This is a genomic window from Pseudomonas sp. PA27(2017), from assembly GCF_001945445.1.
Classification (GTDB): Bacteria; Pseudomonadota; Gammaproteobacteria; order Pseudomonadales; family Pseudomonadaceae; genus Aquipseudomonas.
This window is the reverse complement of record NZ_MSXW01000008.1, coordinates 31966-52148: the sequence shown is the minus strand read 5'-3', so window position 1 is coordinate 52148 and position 20183 is coordinate 31966. Positions and strand designations below refer to the sequence as shown.

General features: G+C 55.6%; 18 protein-coding genes, 3 tRNA genes and 1 pseudogene. 13 read left to right on the top strand and 9 right to left on the bottom strand.

From position 1 onward, the window contains the following. Window positions 1-67: 67 nt before the first annotated feature. The 3 genes from BVH06_RS03030 to BVH06_RS03020 all read right to left on the bottom strand — a co-directional run bounded on the left by BVH06_RS03030 (window position 68) and on the right by BVH06_RS03020 (window position 2373). Window positions 68-802 (bottom strand): hypothetical protein, encoded by a 735-nt coding sequence (locus BVH06_RS03030; protein ID WP_075933142.1) that lies wholly within the window; start codon window positions 800-802, stop codon window positions 68-70. Window positions 803-1132: 330 nt separating this feature from the next. Continuing rightward, window positions 1133-1594: a hypothetical protein gene (locus BVH06_RS25220; RefSeq protein WP_139315555.1), complete on the bottom strand. Its 462-nt coding sequence runs from the start codon at window positions 1592-1594 to the stop codon at window positions 1133-1135. A 257-nt stretch (window positions 1595-1851) separates the two neighbouring features. Next, window positions 1852-2373: an MFS transporter gene (locus tag BVH06_RS03020; RefSeq protein WP_139315554.1), complete on the bottom strand. Its 522-nt coding sequence runs from the start codon at window positions 2371-2373 to the stop codon at window positions 1852-1854. A 673-nt stretch (window positions 2374-3046) separates the two neighbouring features. Between BVH06_RS03020 and BVH06_RS03015 the strand changes: the two genes are divergently transcribed. Beyond that, window positions 3047-3760, top strand: a complete 714-nt coding sequence (locus BVH06_RS03015) for a hypothetical protein (RefSeq protein WP_218189487.1) — start codon at window positions 3047-3049, stop codon at window positions 3758-3760. Between the two features lie 220 nt (window positions 3761-3980). On the opposite strand, the gene BVH06_RS03010 is transcribed toward BVH06_RS03015, so the two are convergent. Continuing rightward, window positions 3981-4547 (bottom strand): recombinase family protein, encoded by a 567-nt coding sequence (locus BVH06_RS03010; RefSeq protein ID WP_075933138.1) that lies wholly within the window; start codon window positions 4545-4547, stop codon window positions 3981-3983. Window positions 4548-4843: 296 nt separating this feature from the next. Next, window positions 4844-5149 (bottom strand): helix-turn-helix domain-containing protein, encoded by a 306-nt coding sequence (locus BVH06_RS03005; protein WP_075933137.1) that lies wholly within the window; start codon window positions 5147-5149, stop codon window positions 4844-4846. Window positions 5150-5277: 128 nt separating this feature from the next. Here BVH06_RS03005 and BVH06_RS03000 point away from each other — a divergent pair, with 128 nt between their 5' ends. Genes BVH06_RS03000 through BVH06_RS02990 form a run of 3 tightly spaced genes read left to right on the top strand, consistent with a single transcriptional unit; the run spans window position 5278 to window position 6291 of the window. After that, window positions 5278-5502: a hypothetical protein gene (locus BVH06_RS03000; RefSeq protein ID WP_075933136.1), complete on the top strand. Its 225-nt coding sequence runs from the start codon at window positions 5278-5280 to the stop codon at window positions 5500-5502. Window positions 5503-5512: 10 nt separating this feature from the next. Further along, the gene (locus BVH06_RS02995) at window positions 5513-5842 is read left to right on the top strand and encodes a hypothetical protein (RefSeq protein WP_075933135.1); all 330 of its coding nucleotides are present in this window, start codon (window positions 5513-5515) and stop codon (window positions 5840-5842) included. Further along, a complete protein-coding gene (locus tag BVH06_RS02990) occupies window positions 5839-6291 on the top strand; it encodes a hypothetical protein (RefSeq protein ID WP_075933134.1) in 453 nt (150 codons plus the stop codon). The genes BVH06_RS02995 and BVH06_RS02990 overlap by 4 nt, the downstream gene beginning before the upstream one ends. 1108 nt (window positions 6292-7399) lie before the next feature. Here BVH06_RS02990 and BVH06_RS02985 read toward each other — a convergent pair. After that, window positions 7400-9088, bottom strand: coding sequence for a recombinase family protein (locus BVH06_RS02985; protein WP_075933133.1), 1689 nt, complete (start codon window positions 9086-9088; stop codon window positions 7400-7402). A 230-nt stretch (window positions 9089-9318) separates the two neighbouring features. Here BVH06_RS02985 and BVH06_RS02980 point away from each other — a divergent pair. Continuing rightward, window positions 9319-9816, top strand: a pseudogene (locus BVH06_RS02980) (tRNA-(ms[2]io[6]A)-hydroxylase); the annotation flags it as partial. A gap of 46 nt (window positions 9817-9862) precedes the next feature. On the opposite strand, the gene lpxH reads toward BVH06_RS02980, so the two are convergent. Both lpxH and BVH06_RS02970 read right to left on the bottom strand, forming a co-directional pair. After that, window positions 9863-10585: a UDP-2,3-diacylglucosamine diphosphatase gene (gene lpxH, locus BVH06_RS02975; RefSeq protein ID WP_075930370.1), complete on the bottom strand. Its 723-nt coding sequence runs from the start codon at window positions 10583-10585 to the stop codon at window positions 9863-9865. Then, window positions 10582-11076, bottom strand: a complete 495-nt coding sequence (locus BVH06_RS02970; protein WP_075930369.1) for a peptidylprolyl isomerase — start codon at window positions 11074-11076, stop codon at window positions 10582-10584. The genes lpxH and BVH06_RS02970 overlap by 4 nt, the downstream gene beginning before the upstream one ends. 179 nt (window positions 11077-11255) lie before the next feature. On the opposite strand from BVH06_RS02970, the gene BVH06_RS02965 reads away from it, so the two are divergent. From BVH06_RS02965 to BVH06_RS02955, 3 genes are all read left to right on the top strand, one after another. Further along, window positions 11256-12923, top strand: coding sequence for a glutamine--tRNA ligase/YqeY domain fusion protein (locus tag BVH06_RS02965; protein WP_075933132.1), 1668 nt, complete (start codon window positions 11256-11258; stop codon window positions 12921-12923). Then, a complete protein-coding gene (cysS, locus tag BVH06_RS02960; protein WP_075933131.1) occupies window positions 12924-14309 on the top strand; it encodes a cysteine--tRNA ligase in 1386 nt (461 codons plus the stop codon). A 68-nt stretch (window positions 14310-14377) separates the two neighbouring features. Then, window positions 14378-16303: a UvrD-helicase domain-containing protein gene (locus BVH06_RS02955; RefSeq protein ID WP_075933130.1), complete on the top strand. Its 1926-nt coding sequence runs from the start codon at window positions 14378-14380 to the stop codon at window positions 16301-16303. Between the two features lie 191 nt (window positions 16304-16494). Here BVH06_RS02955 and folD read toward each other — a convergent pair whose 3' ends face one another. Next, on the bottom strand, window positions 16495-17349 hold the full coding sequence (folD, locus tag BVH06_RS02950) for a bifunctional methylenetetrahydrofolate dehydrogenase/methenyltetrahydrofolate cyclohydrolase FolD (protein ID WP_075933129.1): 855 nt from the start codon (window positions 17347-17349) through the stop codon (window positions 16495-16497). A 267-nt stretch (window positions 17350-17616) separates the two neighbouring features. Between folD and BVH06_RS02945 the strand changes: the two genes are divergently transcribed. The 5 genes from BVH06_RS02945 (at window position 17617) to clpP (ending at window position 20128) form a co-directional block, all read left to right on the top strand. Further along, window positions 17617-17693: transfer RNA gene (locus tag BVH06_RS02945), tRNA-Arg, on the top strand. 41 nt (window positions 17694-17734) lie between these two features. Next, window positions 17735-17810, top strand: a tRNA-His gene (locus BVH06_RS02940). A gap of 61 nt (window positions 17811-17871) precedes the next feature. Further along, window positions 17872-17956: transfer RNA gene (locus BVH06_RS02935), tRNA-Leu, on the top strand. 125 nt (window positions 17957-18081) lie between these two features. After that, window positions 18082-19392 (top strand): trigger factor, encoded by a 1311-nt coding sequence (gene tig / locus BVH06_RS02930; protein ID WP_075933128.1) that lies wholly within the window; start codon window positions 18082-18084, stop codon window positions 19390-19392. Window positions 19393-19486: 94 nt separating this feature from the next. Further along, the gene (gene clpP / locus BVH06_RS02925) at window positions 19487-20128 is read left to right on the top strand and encodes an ATP-dependent Clp endopeptidase proteolytic subunit ClpP (protein WP_070887516.1); all 642 of its coding nucleotides are present in this window, start codon (window positions 19487-19489) and stop codon (window positions 20126-20128) included. The last annotated feature ends 55 nt before the right edge of the window (window positions 20129-20183 follow it).

The window sequence follows — 20183 nt, the reverse complement described above, 5'->3', positions numbered from 1 at the left end:
ATTAATGTTTAAAAGGCGTGCTTATTTCAAGTCTTCATTATTGCCAAATGACTTTTATCGCCTGCTCTTACTTGGTGCGGTCAATAGGTCGTTTCTTGGCTGTGAATTGAGTCTTACGCAGTATCTTGCCATCGGAAGCACGGATTTTATAGAGCACAGCTTCTTTGAGGAGGAAGGTGAAATCAGGAGAAGCTAAGACGATGCTTCCACTTAAAAAACCGTTCTCTGTACTAACTTCTTGTTGATTGTCTAACCCAATTATTTGATTCTCTTCGATACTTAACGATTCCGCAGCCAATTTTAAGGCAGCCTGTTTTCCAGGGTTGTAGGCAAACCAGAAAGGGCCAGTCATAAGAATGAATAGGCCCATGGAAATAGCCCAAACAAGTATATATTGAAGAAAAGAATTCATATCACGTTTAAGGCGGATCACTAACGCCATGACGGGTAGCGTGATGACTGAGCACACTGCAGCAACAGCTACTTGGCCCGAAAACGTCATGTTTAAAAATCCGATGTAGCCAAATGAGAGTAAATCGGATAGCGAAAAACTGACTTCTGTTCTGCTGATGCCAAATTGCTGCAGCATGCCGACGTAGCGCATATAGCCCAATACAACCAAGGCCGCATTCACTACCGCAACCATCACAGCTGCGATCTTTAGAAATTGGTCGAGGCTGATCATGAACCCGCCAGCGGGCTTGACAGATTCATGATGTTTGGAAGGTTCTGCAGAGGCAGGTAATACAATTGGTGGACTAACCAGTTCAACGCGGATGGTCTTATCCTTCGTCCAGAACATCTAAATCATCCTTTTATTGGGTATAAATACGATGAAGGGCAGGGAACCTATTGGCCCCCTTTGCTCCAGCATCGGCTATATCAATGCTTTATAAAGCTGACTACCAAGTTGGCTAACCCAACTCCGATTTTTAGCACATCGAGGAATCGATCCATCCAACTTTTGACGTTGACATGGTTACTCTGCGGCTCTGATTCAGCATTTACATGTTTTTCTTTAGTTTTGCTGAATCCACGCCGCGTACGGCGGCTTGAACGAGTATGAGGTTTTTTTGCGGGCATGATCAATGCTCCCAATCGAAAAGGAAAAGAAAAATTTTTCGAAAGGGATTTAGCGGAGACGGTGTTTGTAGCCGCTTAGCTCTGGGCCATCTAGGAGGAGAGGCGTACGCAAGACCGCGTGTACAGAAGAAGCAAAGAGGGAATGAAGTTTAGCTAACTCAGCTTTAATGAATTTGAAAGCAGCAGTCCAAAATTGTCTTTGGCGTTCTAAGTAAGGAGTGTGGCCATAGATGCTTTCTAAGGTATCTATGCAGCCAAGGATGGCTCGAATGACGCCGTTCCGTTTGTGCACCCTGAGAGCTTGGCTATCATTTTGCGAAACAGCATTGAGGGGTTCACACAACTTGTCGCGGATTATTCTGAACGCAGTCGGCTCTGCCTCAAGCTGAGTGCGTCTTTCGCGCTCAAGCTTGGCAAACTCAGCCTTCAGCTCAGCTGTAACACTGTCGAGAACGTGCTCGGTGCGGTCAGCCGGAATGTCTTGTCTTGCTATTGGTGGGTGATCATCCATAAGGATTCTCGCTAGATTGGAACTCTCTGAAGATAGCGTTACTGGCTAGTAGCACACAACCTATTTTCGAGCCGTGAAACCTCTCTCAGCTGGCTTCTGTGTGCTGGTCTGGAGAAATCTACAGGTGAATCTGTGCGTCAATTGAGAGAAAGGAGCGCTCTGAAGCGTTCCGGCTGCTGGAGCGTCCTGGGGATGTTCTGTTGGTCAGTCCAGACCTTTCGCTAATTTCTTTTGACATTGCTGGATTGTGCAAGCGTTTATGCGGCCTGCCTTTGAGCTTCCATTGCGTAAGCTCGTCCTTTGGGAGTGAGAGAGGCCACCGTAATGGTTTCCTGATGCTCGATGGACAAGGCCATATCGATTTCCCAGGTGATCAGTTCTCTTTTGCACAGTTCATCTATCGCCACTTGTAGTTCCAGAGGTGAAAGATTTGTGCCGTTCTGAAGGTTGTGAAAGGCCGGCTCGCTCCTAAATTGTTGGTAATACCAAGCGACGCACTGTAAGACAGAGCGCTGATGCTCGTTTAGACCTTTGCCTTTCTTCAGATCGCGGAGCTTGAAGCCCAGTAAAGCAGTTCCTAGTAGGGCCACAATTGCTAGCCACGCTGGCACGGGCAAGGAGGTATTCATCAGCATCCAGCTGGAATGCAGCAGACCACCCAGAGCAGTAAAGATGCTCGCATCCAGGTAGTGGTCGGCGATCTTCCCGGCGATGGTAGTGCCGACGACACCAGCTAGCCCAATGGCTGCTCCCATCCAGTGCTTCTGTAGCCATTCCATCGAGCCAAACCCTGTCAGTAATGTACGATGGCCGAATGCTACCAGTGTTTGGGGCGCTGGTGATTTATGCAGTCACTAGGTGGGGCGCTAAAAATATGCCTGCGGGATAAATGCTCTGGCCAGTGTCAGCCCAGATACCACGGGAGTTTGTGCCACACATCTTCCGTAACCCGCAGAGTTATCCACAGGCTCAGGGGCTTGTCTTTCGAAAGTGGCGAGCTATCATGGCGATGTGCTTAGAAATTACAGGCACAAAAAAGCCCCGCCAGCATAGCTGGTGGAGCAATTTTATAAACCATCGTCAATCAGGGCATCCGACCAAAGAGACCTGAAAGACATCGACGCTCGCTGTTAGGCAATGCCTCGTACCGAGAAGGTAGCAAATGCTAAATCAGTTACCAAGAGATAATTGATATTTTTTGGATCGACTGACGATTATTGCGTTTGAAGAGGGCTGGTGCTGGGCGGTGGGCAGGAGATTGCCAATGTACCATGACACACCAACGCAAAACCCTGAAACCCACCTGATCCCTGTCGCACCTCCGATTCCGGGGCGTGGCACGGGAGAGAGTAACCGCGACACGCTGCGAGAGCAGATGCGCTGGGATTTTTAACCGCTGTCCCTGGGGTCGCCAGACTGCTGCGTGGTCTGGTGGCCACCTCTGGAAAATTCTTGGCCTACCTTGAAAACATGGCCACTGGCCATATGATTGGTTTGCCAACCAATCCAGGGAGTCAGGGAATGAAGTCCAGAAAGCTGCACACAATCCACGATCTAATCGTGACCAATTATCGGGTTACCCAGTTGCCCTCAGGCAAGTTCCTGCACCAGTTCAATCCTCAGAGCTCTGATCGGGTGTATGAGTTTGAGGCAAATAGCACGAGGGTGCTGGTGAACGGCGAGCGGTACAACGTTGGGTTTACCCCTACGCCTGACGGTCGCTGTCTGGTGGACACCTCTGCACTGGGCAAGGTGGATACAGCAGACAAGGTACTGAGCTATCAAGTGTCCAAGCAGCTATCAGCGGATATCTACGCGGAGAATCGGGCAAAAAACGACGAGCGTGTTAGTCATCGCGCTACGGATGGTGGGTACTACTGGGGCAAGAAATATGCTTGGCGCCGCTATGGGCTTGTGATCGCTAAGGAGGCGTTCTACAAGTATCTGACGAATATCGGCCATCCGTCTGTGCCATGTGTGACCTCTAATCCTGATCTGCCGTTCAGCTCTAACGAGCACTCCACAGCGTACTTGGATCATGGTTTGGAGGAGGCTATGGACGCACTGATAGAATCAGCAGTAAAGGTGGGGCGTTACTACGAATCGCCTCTGTACCCCGACCGCTTTCAGATCAAGGCCATAAACGCGATCACAGATAAAAGATGACGTGTTCCCCCGTCAAAACGGGGTGCTGCTTACCCCGTTCTCTGGCCCCCTGCACCAGAAATATCTCTCTTCCCAAGGTGTTTAACTCAGCTCGCCTAGGGGCATGCTGAACGCCAGGAATCCAGAAATATCCAGAGGGTAGCCAGGATGGCCTCTATCAGGCGTTGTGACGTGCGTTAGCACAGCTCGCATAGTCGACGTAAACGCCTCGCGTGAGCTATCAGGCAGCATTCCAAAGACGTTTGACAGTGCTCAGGCTGCAGTTGAGTCGAGTTGCGACAGCAGACTGCGAGAATCCAGCTAGCTTGAGGTCGCGTACCTGTTCTGGCGAGGTGACGGCAGGGCGCCCAAGCAATTTTCCTTGCAATTTAGCCCTAATCAATCCTGCCTGTGTACGTTCGATCAGAAGATCACGTTCAAACTGAGCTACAGCAGCGAGAACACCCATCGTCATCTTCCCAGCTGCAGATGTTAGGTCGACGCCACCAAGGGCCAAGCAGTGCACACGGATGCCCTGAGACTCCAGTAACTGGACGGTCGTTTGCACATCAATGGCATTACGGCCAAGACGGTCTAGCTTGGTGACCACCAACACATCACCACTCTCCATGCGCTCAAGCAGCTTGTTAAAGCCAGGGCGCTCGCTCGCACTGGTCGAACCGCTGATGGTTTCGGCGATTGCACGCTGAGTCTGGATATCGAAGCCAGCAGCCTTGATCTCCTGAATCTGATTCTCTGTGGTCTGGCCAGTGGTGCTAACGCGGCAGTAGGCGAAGGTGCGGCTCATGGCTGGATGCTCTGGTGTCAAAAACGTGGGATCATTATGTCTCTGGTCTCATAATTTGTAAACCCTAATTTCTGATACCGGTTACTTGGATTCTTCAGGATGGTGTCAGATACGACCGTTTTTAACTTCGGTAGATTTAGAAATTAGTGGCAGGCACGATCACAAATTCGCTGACCAGTCAAAGGAGGCTGCTGAGCCTTTGAGCTTGGCTAGATGATGACGTAGAAGGTAGGAATAGGGCTTACCCAGTCAAATGGTGCGTGAGGCAAAGCATCACTATGGGCGAAATGATTCCGTTAGGTCCGCTTCAGCGGCGATTCATATGAGCGAATTCCGCTGAGCTCTGCGCGGTGAATCCTTTCACGAAAGTCAGCTTCGCTGACCAGCTGAGCTTCGATATCGGCTACCAGCTCCATAGGTGATAGCTGAAGAGCATTGGCAAGCTTGTAAAGCATTCCAATCGTGGGCTGATTAATTCCACGCTCGATCAGGCTGACGTAATTTCTCTGAATGCCAGCCTCAAGGGCGAGCTGTTCCTGGCTCAGTCCAGCCTCTTTGCGGCGGAGGCGCAGGATTTTTCCAAAGGTCTGACTGATATCCAAAACCCAGCTTCCCGTTGATTGCGTGACGGGCAACTGTCTGGGATGGATTGGTCTTGGTCTTCACAATATACTGGTCAAAATGCCTGAACAGGCATTTCCGTCGACCTAACCTTGAAAGGAGATCTCAAATGAAGCTGTACCTGTCCATTTTCCTTGCTGCATCCAGCCTACCGCTTGGCTTCCTAGCTGCATTCGCAACGCTCAAATCTGGCTACAACCCGAACCTCCCGACCTTGCTTGGAAGCGCTGCTGTGGTTGTGTCGGCGACATTGATCCTCGCATTTCTACTGCTTCTTTGGTCGATTCCTTCGACTAAGAAACGCCTGAAGTCCCTCTCCAGCTCACCTATCTAAGGGGGAAGCCATGGCAGCCGAAAAACGCAAAAACTTGGCTTTGGCAGTTGGCCTGAACATGCTTCTACCGGGATTGGGTTACATCTATTACGGGAAGTGGATTGTCGGTTTTCTGGGGGGGGGCTTGGTCATTGCTATTGCCGCTAGCAATATCGCCCAAAACACTTTGGTCGTCTGGGTCGCCGTCAATGTACTGATGGCTATCGATATGTTGCTGCTTAATAGCAGAGACAGGAGGAGGGCACGTGATTCGGATTCTATGCAATGTCGTTCATGCGCTGAACTGATCAGGGCTGAAGCAAAAAAATGCCGTTTCTGCGGTGAGGAGGTGGCTCAGTGAACCGAGCGACGATAGTCGGTCTTGCCTGTCTAGCCTATACAGCCGCTTCCAATGGCGCTAGCGAATTTGTGCAGGAGGCATACAGTGCGCGAGTTTCAAAGTTGTTAGAGCTTGACAAGGCAGTATTGGAAAACCCAATCGATGTGAAGAGTATTGGCGCGCTGGTGAGGCAAAACCAAGCCAGAGCTGTGCTGAAATTCGGAAAGCCTGCGGTGTACTCAGGTATCGTGAAGAGTGTGGAGGTCACTAGCTCTGGGGATGCGGACTTGATTGTTGACTCAGGGGAGAAAGCTGAGATTGTAGTTGTTTTGTATCCCTATCAAATAATTTCATATGAGCAAACCCAGGAAGGTTGGGTTGCTTCTGATGTAGGGACTGCAATGGAGTTCGCGTCTGATTTGAATTCTGGGGAAAATTTTATTTTCAATGTAAGAACGCGCTGCCATTGAGTGGCCGGTTCTACTTGAATGATTGTTTAGCGTTTGCACCAAAAGTCTACAGATGGTCGAGGAAATAAAGTATCTCAATGCAAAAGTAGAAACCCCACGGCAATGGGGTTTTTTATGCGTCTTAGTGCGCGTCTGGCGAGGCTTTCGGCTTGACCCTTTGGGGTGGTGTTGGTGGGGCTTATTTCGTGCTTTCTAGGGTGCTTACAGGCTGTTTTGAGCGCCAGTTCAAATGGGCGGTGACCCACTCAGCTTATGTCATGAACTCAGTTAGATCGACGGCAGAGATAACTGGATTCTGTCCGACGGTATTGTGTGCACTGCTGGGGCTGATGAGAACAAGGGGTTTGCTTTTATATTGAATTGTTGCTGTACGAGGTCGCTTCAGGCTGTCTAGCGACTCTGGCTTCAGAGCGCAGGTAGGTTTTCTTTTCAATTTTCGCGGTCTACTAGAGCTTCGCTTTTGGCCGCTCTCAGGCTTTGTTCTAACTTTGGCGAGATATGAAATCCAGTGAAAGTATACAGCGCATGCGCGAGGGTATCGTAAATCAATGCCATGGTAATCAAATGCATGCGAGGCAACGTGATAGTCACGGACATAGCCAGATTTCTGCAGTGTAGCAAGAAGGTGGTGAATGGTTGCACGTGTGCAGTGCTTGCCTTCAATTACCAATGCATAGTGATAGTGGGCGCCTGACTCATCAAGCTCCTTGACGGATACCTTTGAGTGGCCGCCTCGTTTTTTAAGCCTATTATTCAATCTCGACGAGAAGTTTGCTGGGCTCATCTTCTTTGAGTTGAACCTAACCCTCACGTGAAGTCCAATTGGTTTGATGTAAACCTGAGGGGCGGTAAAGGCAAGATTATGCAGATCAGATAAGATGCTGATGTAGCATGGCAAGTTGTGGTTACAGTTGATGGCCAAACCCATAAAGGTTTTGGACGTAGTGATGTCATTCTTTTTCAATCTATTTTTTCCTATTTGGCTGTTTGTACATATCACCTCCTTTGGCTTTGATTAGTGGTTCTGATAAACGATTCAATTGCCTGTGTCGACTATTGAATCAGTATTGGTAAGGTTCCTAAAGAGACATAACAGTCCACCAGTGTTTCAGCCTTCCGAACGATGCTGGAGAGTATGCCCGCAGGGGGTGTCGCTAGCTTTCATCGGTGTGCCAATGTTGATGTAAGGTGCTAAATTTTCGGTATTTTTTGAAAATTGATTCGGTGCATGGTTTTCTTTCTGCTGTGTTTGCACTTCGCAACCATCTGCCCTGATACGGTCCAGTTTTGCGGCTAGTGTTTTCGTAGCGTTTAGCTGGTTTTTGGGGTGTGCAATTCGAAGGTCGCCATATGAGGTTTCTAATAGGTACGTCTCTGTGCTTCTTTGATATTTTACATACCTACAGCTGGAAAGTTCATTTCCGGTTGTAGTCGATTGTATCCTTCCATCATTGAAGCATGAGATGTAATAATTGATTTCCTGGAGCTTGCTATTTAAAAGCATTGGATCTTTTTCGAGCATTAAGTACTGCTCGTCCCAAGCATCTTCGTATGGGCTTTGAGACGGATCAATAGGGTTTTGTAGTTCTATAAGGTTTAACTTGTTTTTAAGTTTGGCTCTTGTGTTTGCCAGCTCTGATAATTTTTCCCTGCATTCTGGGATGGTAGCGAATTCGGATATGCCGGTGATTGATACTATCTCGCGAGTTGCTTTCTCTATTTCAATTTCTATCTTTATTTTTTCTTTTTCCGCTTGTGAAAGCTGGTTCTTTCTGATGCCTTGTTGAACTGCAGAAGTGCACGTGTCGTTTATGATGTGCTGCAGTACATGTAGTGGCAGGTGTTTTCCGTTGGTGCATCCACCGTCTGGCTTAGCCTTTTGGTAGCCACTGCAAACCATTTGGTTTGGGCTGTTTTTGTTGATTTTTACTTGGTAGTTGGCACCGCAATGCCCGCACTTTACTAGGCCGGAAATAGAATGCTTTGTAGGTGCGTTTCCTGGGCGATGGCGCGCCTTTATTGATTTTTGAACTTGATAAAACAACTCTTCTGATACAATTGGTGGATAAATTTTTGTTCCGCGCCAATATCCAATGGCTGTTTCGTTAGTGAGCCATCTGGTTACAGTTGATGGATTGTATTTCTTAAATATTGGTTCGCGTTGAAAAAGTCGACGTAATATCCGCCTTTCACCCATGCCTGCGGCGGAGTCCTCGAAGGCACTTTTCATCGCTTTGGCAATATTCTCGATCAGCGTGCCATCGCTATTTAGCCAGATAGGTGTTCTCCGCTTGATTGGAACTCCCAGGCGGGCTTGGCTCTCTCGATTTTTATAAGATTTGGCAATTCGAGAAGAGAGTTGGGTGCTATATTTGTGTGCTTGCGTGATCTGGCCGATCAAAATTTGAATTTCTGAGCCGGTGGTCTCATACACGTACTCTTTTTGGTCGTCTAGGATAATTATCTTGATCCCGCACTTAAGAATTTCCGTAATTAGGTTCAGCATGACGAGTTCTGACAGCCTACCAAGCCTGTCAACGGATTCGACCAGAATTACATCACCTTTGTTAATTAAGCCTCCGTTGATTGCGGCAATAAGCTGGCCGAGTGCGCCGTGTTCTTTTAGGTGCGCGCCTGTAAAGCCTGACTTGCCTAAGTCGTTGAAGCTTCTAGGGTACGGAATATAGTCAGGGTTTTCTTTGAACCATTCTGCAATCAGCTCTTGCTGCCTATCTAGGCTGGAGCCTTTTCTTTGTTTAATACTCGAGAAACGAGTATAGCCAACCGCGTAGGGCATTAATTGTCCTATTGTTTGTGTTAGTGGAGGTGGTGAGCGTTAATTCTTTAAAGGCTATCACGAGAAATCGGCTCGTTAAACATTGAGCCAAATAACTTCACTGCCCTGAGTTCACTGCAGAATGATGAAAATCTGATGAGCTAGTTCTTTCATGAGGTTAATGTACCATCGCGGAGCAGCTCGTTAAACATCGGTCGTGTTCTTTATATAGTCATATTGCCGACTATAGTGAATTCAAGGCGGCTAGTACGGCGCTGAGCCTGATGGCCAAGTACAGCTGCCATGTCGATCTGATCAACATGATGTCGCGCCTGGCCCGTGAGGAACTGGTACATCACGAGCAGGTGCTGCGCATCATGAAGCGCCGCAAGATCGGCCTGCGTCCGGTATCCGCGGCACGCTACGCTTCGGGGCTGCGCAAGGTGACGCGTAATCATGAGCCGCAGAAGCTGGTCGACACCTTGGTGGTCGGCGCCTTCATCGAGGCGCGTAGCTGCGAGCGCTTCGAGGCGATCGTGCCGCATCTGGACGAAGAACTGGGCAAGTTCTACTACGGCCTGCTTAAAAGCGAGGCCCGGCATTTTCAGGGCTACCTGAAGCTGGCGTACCAGTATGGCGATGCCGCCGACGTTGAACAGGTGATCGAGCGGGTGAGGGCGGTGGAGCAGGAACTGATCGAGTCGCCCGACAGCGAGTTTCGCTTCCACAGCGGCGTGCCGCAGGCGTAGGCGAGGTTCGGCGCGGGGCTTTCCATGCGCCGCACTGCTCCGGTGTTCAGTCCAGGGCGAAAGGGCGCTGGTCGAAACCGTTCTCGTCGATCTGCAGCGCCCAGCCCTGTTTGTCCCAGTCGCCGAGCACGATGCGCCTGGCCGGCTGACCATCGACCTGTAGGTCATGCACGGCAGGGCGGTGGGTATGACCGTGGATCAGCGTCTTCACGCCGTATTGCGCCATCACCCGCTGTACTTCCTCGGGCGTGACGTCGACGATGTCGCTGGCTTTCATGCGTGTCTGCGAGCGGCTTTCCGAACGCAGTTTGCGCGCCAGCTTGTGGCGGGTGTTGAGCGGCAGGTTGCGCAGGATGAACAAGCTCAGCGGGTTGCGCAGCAGGCGGCGCATCTTCTGGTAGCCCACATCCAGGGTGCACAGGCTGTCGCCATGCATCAGCAGGGCCTTTTCGCCATTCAGGTTCACCACATGGGGATCGCCGAGCAAGGTGCAGCCCGCTTCGCGGCAGAATCCCTTGCCGAGCAGAAAGTCGCGATTGCCGTGCATCAGGTAGATGCGCGTGCCGCTGTCGCTCAGGCGCCTCAGGGCTTCGGCGATGCTTCGCTGGAACGGCGTCATGGCGTCGTCGCCGATCCACACTTCGAAAAAATCACCGAGGATGTACAGCGCCTCGGCCTGGCGCGCCCGGGTGTCGAGAAAATGCAAGAACGCCCGGCTGATGTCCGGGCGCTCCTCTTCAAGATGCAGGTCGGAGATCAGCAGGATCACTCGACGATCTCGGCCTTCTCGATGATCACGTCGTCTGCCGGAACGTCCTGGTGGCCGGACTTCATGGTGGTGGACACGCCCTTGATGGCTTCGACCACGTCCAGGCCTTCGACCACTTCACCGAATACGGCATAGCCCCAGCCCTGTACGGTCGGTGCGCTGTGGTCGAGGAAGGTGTTGTCGGCAACGTTGATGAAGAACTGCGCGCTGGCCGAGTGCGGTTCCATGGTGCGGGCCATGGCCACGGTGCCGGTCTTGTTGGAGAGGCCGTTGTTGGCTTCGTTCTTGATCGGCGAGCGAGTCGGCTTCTGCTTCATGCCTGGCTCGAAACCGCCGCCCTGGATCATGAAGTTGCCGATCACGCGATGGAACACGGTGCCGTCGTAGTGGCCGCTCTTCACGTATTCCTTGAAGTTGGCGACGGTTTCCGGCGCCTTGTCTTCGAACAGTTTGAGGGTGATGACGCCGTGGTTGGTGTGCAGCTTGATCATGTGCTTAATCGCTCTGTCGAGAAAAACGCGGGCCGCTTCAGGCTGACCGGGGCTTTAAAGCTGCCCGAAGGTCAGTGAGCAGGCACCAAGGCCTGTCAGGGGGTTGACAGCTTGGGCTATGATAAGCGCTTTGTTTTAGTCGGCCTACCCTGTGCCGCAATCCACGCGCTAAGGACACCATGAGCAAGCCCACCGTCGAAAAAGCCGCCAACTTCCTGCTGCCCATCGTTCAGGCCGACCTGGACGCCGGCAAGCACGCCAAGATCATCACCCGTTTCCCGCCGGAGCCCAACGGCTACCTGCACATCGGCCACGCCAAGTCGATCTGTCTGAACTTCGGCCTGGCCCAGGAATTCGGTGGCGCGTGCAACCTGCGCTTCGACGACACCAACCCGGCCAAGGAAGACCAGGAATACATCGACGCCATCAAGGACGACGTCCGCTGGCTGGGCTTCGAGTGGGCCGGAGAGGAGCGCTACGCTTCCAACTACTTCGACCAGTTGCACGACTGGGCCGTCGAGCTGATCAAGGCCGGCAAGGCCTATGTCGACGACCTGACCCCGGACGAGGCGCGCGAGTACCGCGGCACCCTGAACACCCCCGGCAAGGACAGCCCGTACCGCGATCGCAGTGTGGAAGAGAACCTCGAGCTGTTCGCCCGTATGAAGGCCGGCGAGTTCCCAGACGGCGCCCGTTCGCTGCGCGCCAAGATCGACATGGCCTCGCGCAACATGAATCTGCGCGACCCGATCCTCTATCGCATTCGCCATGCCCATCATCACCAGACCGGTGACAAGTGGTGCATATACCCGAGCTACGACTTCACCCATGGCCAGTCCGATGCCATCGAAGGCGTGACCCACTCGATCTGCACCCTGGAATTCGAGGATCACCGCCCGCTGTACGAATGGTTCCTGGCCAACCTGCCGGTGCCGGCGCAGCCGCGTCAGTACGAATTCGCCCGGCTGAACCTGAACTACACCATCACCAGCAAGCGCAAGCTCAAGCAGCTGGTCGACGAGAAGCACGTCAACGGCTGGGACGACCCGCGCATGTCGACGCTCTCGGGCTACCGCCGCCGCGGCTATACGCCGGCATCGATCCGCACCTTCTGCGACATGATCGGCGTCAACCGCGCCGGCGGCCTGGTGGACATCGGCATGCTGGAGTTCGCCATACGCGAAGACCTGGATGCCAACGCCTCGCGCGCCATGTGCGTGCTCAAGCCGCTCAAGGTGGTGATCACCAACTATCCGCAGGGCCAGGTCGAGAACCTGGAGCTGCCGCGTCATCCCAAGCAGGACATGGGCACCCGCGTGCTGCCGTTCTCCCGCGAGATCTACATCGACGCCAGCGACTTCGAAGAAACTCCGCCGGATGGCTACAAGCGCCTGATTCCCGGTGGGGAAGTGCGCCTGCGCGGCAGCTACGTGATTCGCGCCGACGAAGCCATCAAGGACGCAGCCGGCAATATCATCGAGCTGCGTTGCTCCTATGACGAGAACACCCTGGGCAAGAACCCGGAAGGCCGCAAGGTCAAGGGTGTGATCCACTGGGTGCCGGCTGCCGAGAGCGTCGAGTGCGAAGTGCGCCTTTACGATCGTCTGTTCCGCTCGGCCAACCCTGAGAAGGCCGAAGAGGGCGGTAGCTTCCTCGACAACATCAACCCGGATTCGCTGGTGGTGCTCAGCGGCTGCCGCGCCGAGCCGTCGCTGGCCAAGGCCGCCGCTGACGACCGTTTCCAGTTCGAGCGTGAGGGCTATTTCTGCCTGGACGCCAGGGACTCCAGGCCTGATGCACTGGTCTTCAACCGCACCGTTACCCTGCGCGATTCCTGGGGGCAGTAAATGGCACTGAGCATTTACAACACCCTGAGCAAGGTCAAAGAGCCCTTCAAACCGCTGATCGGCAACAGCGTGCGCATGTACGTGTGCGGCATGACCGTGTACGACTTCTGCCACATCGGCCACGCCCGGGTGATGGTCGCCTTTGACGTGGTCACTCGCTGGCTGCGCCATCGCGGCTATGACGTGACCTACGTGCGCAACATCACCGACATCGACGACAAGATCATCAAACGCGCCAATGAGAACGGTGAACCGTTCGAGGCGCTGGTTGAACGCATGATCGCGGCGATGCACGAGGACGAAGGTCGTCTGAACGTGCTGCGCCCGGACATCGAGCCGCGCGCCACCGGGCATATCGCCGGCATGCACCAGATGATCCAGACCCTGATCGACAAGGGCTACGCCTACGCGCCGGGCAATGGCGACGTGTATTACCGCGTCACCAAGTTCGAAACCTACGGCAAACTGTCGCGTCGCAAGATCGACGAACTGAAGATCGGTGCGCGCATCGAGGTCGACGAAGTCAAGGAAGACCCGCTGGACTTCGTGCTGTGGAAAGCCGCCAAACCGGGCGAGCCGAGTTGGGAGTCGCCGTGGGGCAAGGGCCGGCCGGGTTGGCACATCGAGTGCTCGGTGATGTCCACCTGCTGCCTGGGTGACACCTTCGACATTCACGGCGGCGGCCCTGACCTGGTGTTCCCGCACCATGAGAACGAAATCGCCCAGAGCGAGGCGGCCACCGGCAAGCAATACGCCAATGCCTGGATGCACGCCGGTGCGGTGCGCGTGGACGGCGAGAAGATGTCCAAGAGTCTGGGCAACTTCTTCACCATCCGCGAGGTGCTGGAGAAGTACCACCCCGAAGTGGTGCGCTACCTGCTGGTATCCAGCCACTACCGCAGCCCGATCAACTATTCGGAAGAGAGCCTGCGCGAAGCCAAGGGCGCCCTGGAGCGTTTCTACAATGGCCTCAAGGGTCTGCCGCAGGCTCAGCCTGCCGGTGGCGAGGCCTTCGTCGAGCGCTTTGTCGCGGCAATGGACGATGATTTCAACTCGCCCGAAGCCTGCGCCGTGCTGTTCGAGATGATTCGCGAGGTCAATCGCCTACGCGAATCGGATGTGCAGGCCGCTGCTGGCTTGGCGGCGCAGCTCAAGGCGCTGGCTGGTCTGCTCGGTGTGTTGCAACTGGAGCCGGATGCTTTCCTCAAGGCCGGCGCCGAAGGCAAGGTCGACGCCGCCGAGGTCGAGGCGCTGATCGCCGCGCGCCTGCAGGCCCGTGCCGACAAGAACTGGGCGGAGAGTGATCGCATCCGTGACCAGATCACTGCGCTTGGCGTAGTGCTCGAAGATGGCAAGGGCGGCACCACCTGGCGCCTCGCCGAGTAATCGCCCGATGTACCCAAAAGGCCGCTAACGCGGCCTTTTCATTTCTAGACACTCGCTACGGAAACCCCATGCTGACCCGCTACAAGCTGCTGCTCTCCAATGCCCTGACTCGCTACTTCCCGCGTACCGCCGCCTACCTCGAAGCCGAGAAGCAGGCTGCTGCCGAGCGCGCAAAGGTCGCGGCGAAGAAACCGCTGGCGCAGAACAAGACCGCCGCCACAAAGCGCGCTGCCAAGGGCCCGAATGCCGGCAAAGGCAAAGGAGAGCCGGCCACAAAAAAGCCGGTAAGGCGCGCTAGCGCCGGCATCTACTCGTCAGCGGCAACCAAGGTAACCGCAGCCCAGGAGCAGGCGATGCGCGAAACCGTGGCGCGGGCCGTCGCGGCTGGCGTCATCGGCGCGCCTTCCGACGAGCAGTGGGCGATGATTCTCTGTCGCCAACCGTTGGCCCGCATCTTCGCTGGAGCGGGCTCAGGCAAGTCGACCACCCTGGTGCTGCGCGTGGTGTTCATGCTCTGTCACCTGAACGTCGAGCCTGAACGATTGACGGTGATTTCCTTTACCAATGCTTCCTGCGCCGAGCTGCGTGAACGACTGGCGAGCGTGCTCGGCTTCTGGCAGTTCTCGGCGGATGTTGGTCCGTGCGTGCGTACCTTTCATTCCGCGATGGGCGTGCTGGCGCGCCAGGTTCTGGGCAATCCAGCCTGGTTCGAGCAGTTGGGTGATAAACGCGCGTCGGCGAGCGAGCCGGACAACCCATTGGGGGGAGGGCGTCTGGGGTCTGCACAAACACGCCTGCTCAAGGATGCTTATCAGGCCTGTTATGCCGATGACCCAGCTTTCCGCGGCTGGGTTCACGAGCTGCTCGGCTCCCCGCTTCCCGATCCGCAAAAGGCGTTGCCGAAGGCGCCCATGCAGCCGTTCCGGCTGGGGGGTGAGCTGCATGCCGCGCCGCTGTTCGAGGTGTTCTACGCCCAGGCCGGTTTCATCGAGAGCATCGGCATTCCCATCGAGCGGATGACGGTGGCGGCATTGGCCTGCTCGCCAGCCGAGCGAACCTTCCTTCTGGCCTTGCAGGCATTCTGGAAGGTCTTTGCCGAGCAACTGAGCCAGCAAGGCCTGATGACCTTCAATGGCGCCTTCCAGCAACTGACGCACATGCTCGATAAGGCTGATGGGCGTTTGAGTGCGGATGCGCTGCAGGGTTTTTCCCATCTGCTGATCGATGAGTTCCAGGACATCTCGCCGCAGATCGTGCAATGGCTGCAGGCACTGCACCGGCGCCTGGCCGGCACGGCCACGGCTGTCAGCCTGATGGCCATCGGCGATGACTGGCAGTCGATCTATGGTTGGCGGGGCAGTTCTCCGGAGCTGTTCATGGCCTTCGATCGGCACTTTCCGAGCAAAGGCAAGGGCAAGAGCGCGGTGCTGATGCTGCAAGCCAACTATCGCTCCATCGAGCCGGTGATTCGCGACGCCGAGTCCATACTCGACGCCGTGGCCTTCAAGCAGGACAAGATGACCACGCCGATTCGCCCCACGCCGGCGGGCGGCCATGGCGTGAAGTTGATGACGCCGTTCGACCTGGCCCGTGACATGGGTGAGCTGCAGCAGGCCATCGCAGCGCAGTGCGACTATGCGCGTGACATCGGTTCCAGGGAGCGCACCGCGGTGCTGCTGCTGGGGCGCCGCAACGACACCCTGAAGGACGTTCAGGCCGGGCTGGACCGCACGTTGCCGGTAAAGGCCTATACCATTCACCGCGCCAAGGGGTTGCAGGCCGAGGTGGCGATCATCGTCGACGACTGCCTGCCGCCTACGCCTCATCCACTGCGTAATGCGCTGTACGCCTACTGTGGCTTCTTCGCCAACAGCTACGACCAGGCGATGGCGGACGAAAGCCTGCGCCTGGGCTATGTGGCCGTCACCCGAGGCGTCAGTCGGGTGCTGTGGTTCGTGCGCAAACCCCAGGGTGCCACGCGTTCGCTGGGCTGAAACGAAAAACGGCGCCACCTCAGGCCGTGTGAAAACGTAGCGAGCGAAGGTCAGGCAAGGCAAAAACCGGCGAAAAAGCGCAGTTTACGAGCTGTAAATGAGCGTTTTGAGCCGGTTTTTAACGCCGCATGACCGAGCGCAGTAGTTTTCACACGGCCTGACCCGGCGCCGTTCCTGCCGCTGGCAGAGCATCAGGCGTGCAGGTGCTCTGCGGCGTGCAGGGTGTTCTCCAGCAGGCAGGCGCGGGTCATCGGGCCAACGCCGCCGGGCACCGGGGTGATCCAGCCGGCGCGGGGCAGGGCGGTTTCATAGACCACGTCGCCGATCAGCTTGCCATCGGCCTGACGGTTGATGCCGACGTCGATGACGATCGCGCCTTCCTTGACCCACTCGCCCTTGACCAGGCCCGGCTTGCCGGCGGCGACCACGACGATATCGGCTTGCGCCACATGGCCAGCCAGATCCTTGGTGAAACGGTGGGTGATGGTCACGGTACAGCCGCCGAGCAGCAGTTCCAGTGCCATCGGCCGGCCGACGATGTTCGAGGCGCCGACCACCACGGCGTGCATGCCGTACAGATCCTGGCCGGTGCTGGCCAACAGGGTCATGATGCCCTTTGGCGTGCAGGGGCGCAGCAGTGGCATGCGCTGCGCCAGGCGACCGATGTTGTAAGGGTGGAAGCCGTCCACGTCCTTGTCCGGGCGAATGCGCTCGAGCAGCAGCGACGCGTCCAGGTGAGCTGGCAGTGGCAGTTGCAGCAAGATGCCATCGATGCCGGCGTCTTCGTTGAGCGTGTCGATCAGGTCGCGCAGCTCGTCCTGACTGGTTTCGGCGCCCAGGTCATAAGCACGGGAAATGAAACCGACTTCTTCGCAGTCCTTGCGCTTGTGCGCGACGTAAACCTGAGAGGCGGGGTCGCTGCCGACCAGGATCACTGCCAGGCCGGGGGCGCGCAGCCCCTGCTCGCGTCGTTCGGCGACGCGCTGGGCGATCTGCTGGCGGATATTGGCGGCAATCGCTTTGCCATCTATCAGTTGTGCGGTCATTGCGCTTGGTTAACCATCGAAAGGGAGAAAAAAGGACGCGCATTCTCGCATGGCATTAAGGAAGGGCAAAGGCGGCAGAACGCAGATTTGGTGTAACTCCTTTATCTAACTGAATTTTTTTCGATTTGGGTGTTGACGCCCCAAGGGCGCCTCTATAAGATGCGCACCACTTGGCGAGCACAGCAAGTGACAGGGTAAAGCGGCAACGGCAGCAACGAAAGTAGCCGCTCTAGCCGAAGCTTGAAGTCTGCTCTGGTGGATGGATAAGTGCCCGTAGCTCAGCTGGATAGAGCATCCGCCTTCTAAGCGGATGGTCGCAGGTTCGAGTCCTGCCGGGTGCGCCACTAGGTGTGTCGGCACAAGTGAATAGCAGCAAAGCAATATGGTGGGCGTAGCTCAGTTGGTAGAGCACAGGATTGTGGCTCCTGGTGTCGAGGGTTCGATCCCCTTCGTCCACCCCATATTCTGAAAGCGCCAGGCCCTTAAAAGCCTGGCGTTTTTGTTTGTAAAAAGTATTACCACGCGGACGTGGTGGAATTGGTAGACACACTGGATTTAGGTTCCAGCGCCGCAAGGCGTGAGAGTTCGAGTCTCTCCGTCCGCACCATCTTTACGCCCCTCCCGTTTGCCACCTGCATCTAGGGTGACTTCTGCAACACCTCCCTCTAGAATGCATGCCCTTGAATGGGGCCGGTAAGCGGCCGGCATACGTCTGTGCAACGAGGAATATCCATGCAAGTTTCTGTTGAAAGCACTTCCGCTCTCGAGCGCCGCATGAGCATCACTGTGCCGGCCGAGCGCATCGAGACCCAGGTCAACAAGCGTCTGCAGCAGACTGCCCAGAAAGCCAAGATCCCTGGTTTCCGTCCCGGCAAGGTGCCGATGAGCGTGATTCGCCAGCGTTTCGAAGCCGACGCACGCCAGGAAGCGGTAGGCGACGTCATTCAGTCTTCCTTCTATGAGGCGGTGGCCGAACAGAAACTCGCCCCTGCCGGTCAGCCTTCGGTCGAGCCGAAAGTACTGGAGAAGGGCAAGGACCTGGAGTTCGTCGCGACCTTCGAAGTGTTCCCGGAAATCAAGGTCAGCGGCCTCGAGGGCATCGCCATCGAGCGTCAGCAGGCTGAAGTGGCCGACTCCGACGTCGACAACATGCTGGACATCCTGCGCAAGCAGAACACCCGTTTCGAAGCCGTAGAGCGTGCTGCCGAGAAAGACGACCAGCTGAACATCGACTTCGTCGGCAAGATCGACGGCGAAGCCTTCGCGGGCGGTTCGGCCACCGGCACTCAACTGGTACTGGGCTCCGGCCGCATGATCCCGGGCTTCGAAGATGCCCTGATCGGCGCCAAGGCCGGCGAAGAGCGCGTGATCAACCCGACCTTCCCCGAGGACTACCAGAACCTCGACCTGGCTGGCAAAACCGCCGAGTTCACCGTCAAGGTCAACAGTGTTTCCGCTCCGCAGCTGCCTGAGCTGAACGACGAGTTCTTCGCCCTGTTCGGCATCAAGGAAGGTGGTCTGGAAGGTTTCCGCGCCGAAGTTCGCAAGAACATGGAGCGCGAACTGCGTCAGGCCATCAAATCCAAGATCAAGAACCAGGTCATGGAAGGTCTGCTGGCCGCCAACCCGGTCGAAGTGCCCAAGGCCCTGATCGCCAGCGAAGTGAACAACCTGCGTGTGCAGGCCGTTCAGCAGTTCGGCGGCAACATCAAGCCGGATCAACTGCCGGCCGAACTGTTCGAAGAGCAGGCCAAGCGCCGTGTGTCCCTGGGCCTGATCGTCGCCGAAGTGGTCAAGCAGTTCGAGCTCAAGCCAGAAGACGCCCGCGTGCGCGAGCTGATCCAGGAAATGGCCTCGGCCTACCAGGAGCCTGAGCAGGTCGTGGCGTGGTACTACAAGAACGACCAGCAGCTGAACGAAGTTCGTTCGGTTGTACTGGAAGAGCAAGTTGTAGATACTGTTTTGCAGAAGGCCAATGTGACTGACAAATCGGTCTCTTACGAAGAAGCAGTCAAGCCGGCAGAAGCTCCACAAGCCGCCTGATTTCTTCGCCTCGTTCGAGAACACCATAAGCCAGCCTCAGTGCTGGCTTATGCGTATTCGAGACATGACTTTTATTAGGGAGCGAATGCTGGAAATGTCGCACAATCCTTTCATGCAGCAAATGTCCGATATCCAGGCCGCTGGCGGTCTGGTTCCCATGGTCGTCGAGCAGTCCGCTCGTGGCGAGCGCGCCTACGATATCTATTCGCGTCTGCTCAAAGAGCGCGTGATCTTCCTGATCGGCCCGGTCGAAGACTACATGGCCAATCTGGTTGCCGCGCAGCTCCTGTTCCTCGAGGCCGAGAACCCGGACAAGGACATCCACCTGTACATCAACTCGCCAGGTGGTTCGGTAACTGCCGGCATGTCGATCTACGACACCATGCAGTTCATCAAGCCGGACGTGTCGACCACCTGTATAGGTCAGGCGTGCAGCATGGGTGCATTGCTGCTGGCTGGCGGCGCTGCGGGCAAGCGTTACTGCCTGCCGCATTCGCGCATGATGATCCACCAGCCGCTGGGCGGTTTCCAGGGTCAGGCTTCGGACATCGAGATCCATGCCAAGGAAATCCTGTTCATTCGCGAGCGTCTGAATCAGGTTCTGGCCAACCACACTGGCCAGCCGATCGAAGTGATCGCCCGTGATACCGACCGTGACCGTTTCATGAGCGGTGAAGAGGCGGTCAACTACGGCCTGATCGACAAGGTACACAGCCGTCGCGAGCAAATCGGCTGAAGCATCACGCTCGCTGGCCGACGATAGTCGGTCAGCGGCACATCGGGCTTGAAAA

What these genes read in the sequence shown, in the direction of transcription:
- BVH06_RS03030 (WP_075933142.1), bottom strand. Translation starts at nt 802, where the DNA reads ATGTTCTGGACGAAGGATAAGACCATCCGCGTTGAACTGGTTAGTCCA.
- BVH06_RS25220 (WP_139315555.1), bottom strand. Translation starts at nt 1,594, where the DNA reads ATGGATGATCACCCACCAATAGCAAGACAAGACATTCCGGCTGACCGC.
- BVH06_RS03020 (WP_139315554.1), bottom strand. Translation starts at nt 2,373, where the DNA reads ATGGAATGGCTACAGAAGCACTGGATGGGAGCAGCCATTGGGCTAGCT.
- BVH06_RS03010 (WP_075933138.1), bottom strand. Translation starts at nt 4,547, where the DNA reads ATGAGCCGCACCTTCGCCTACTGCCGCGTTAGCACCACTGGCCAGACC.
- BVH06_RS03000 (WP_075933136.1), top strand. Translation starts at nt 5,278, where the DNA reads ATGAAGCTGTACCTGTCCATTTTCCTTGCTGCATCCAGCCTACCGCTT.
- BVH06_RS02995 (WP_075933135.1), top strand. Translation starts at nt 5,513, where the DNA reads ATGGCAGCCGAAAAACGCAAAAACTTGGCTTTGGCAGTTGGCCTGAAC.
- BVH06_RS02985 (WP_075933133.1), bottom strand. Translation starts at nt 9,088, where the DNA reads ATGCCCTACGCGGTTGGCTATACTCGTTTCTCGAGTATTAAACAAAGA.
- BVH06_RS02970 (WP_075930369.1), bottom strand. Translation starts at nt 11,076, where the DNA reads ATGATCAAGCTGCACACCAACCACGGCGTCATCACCCTCAAACTGTTC.
- BVH06_RS02965 (WP_075933132.1), top strand. Translation starts at nt 11,256, where the DNA reads ATGAGCAAGCCCACCGTCGAAAAAGCCGCCAACTTCCTGCTGCCCATC.
- cysS (WP_075933131.1), top strand. Translation starts at nt 12,924, where the DNA reads ATGGCACTGAGCATTTACAACACCCTGAGCAAGGTCAAAGAGCCCTTC.
- BVH06_RS02955 (WP_075933130.1), top strand. Translation starts at nt 14,378, where the DNA reads ATGCTGACCCGCTACAAGCTGCTGCTCTCCAATGCCCTGACTCGCTAC.
- folD (WP_075933129.1), bottom strand. Translation starts at nt 17,349, where the DNA reads ATGACCGCACAACTGATAGATGGCAAAGCGATTGCCGCCAATATCCGC.
- tig (WP_075933128.1), top strand. Translation starts at nt 18,082, where the DNA reads ATGCAAGTTTCTGTTGAAAGCACTTCCGCTCTCGAGCGCCGCATGAGC.
- clpP (WP_070887516.1), top strand. Translation starts at nt 19,487, where the DNA reads ATGTCGCACAATCCTTTCATGCAGCAAATGTCCGATATCCAGGCCGCT.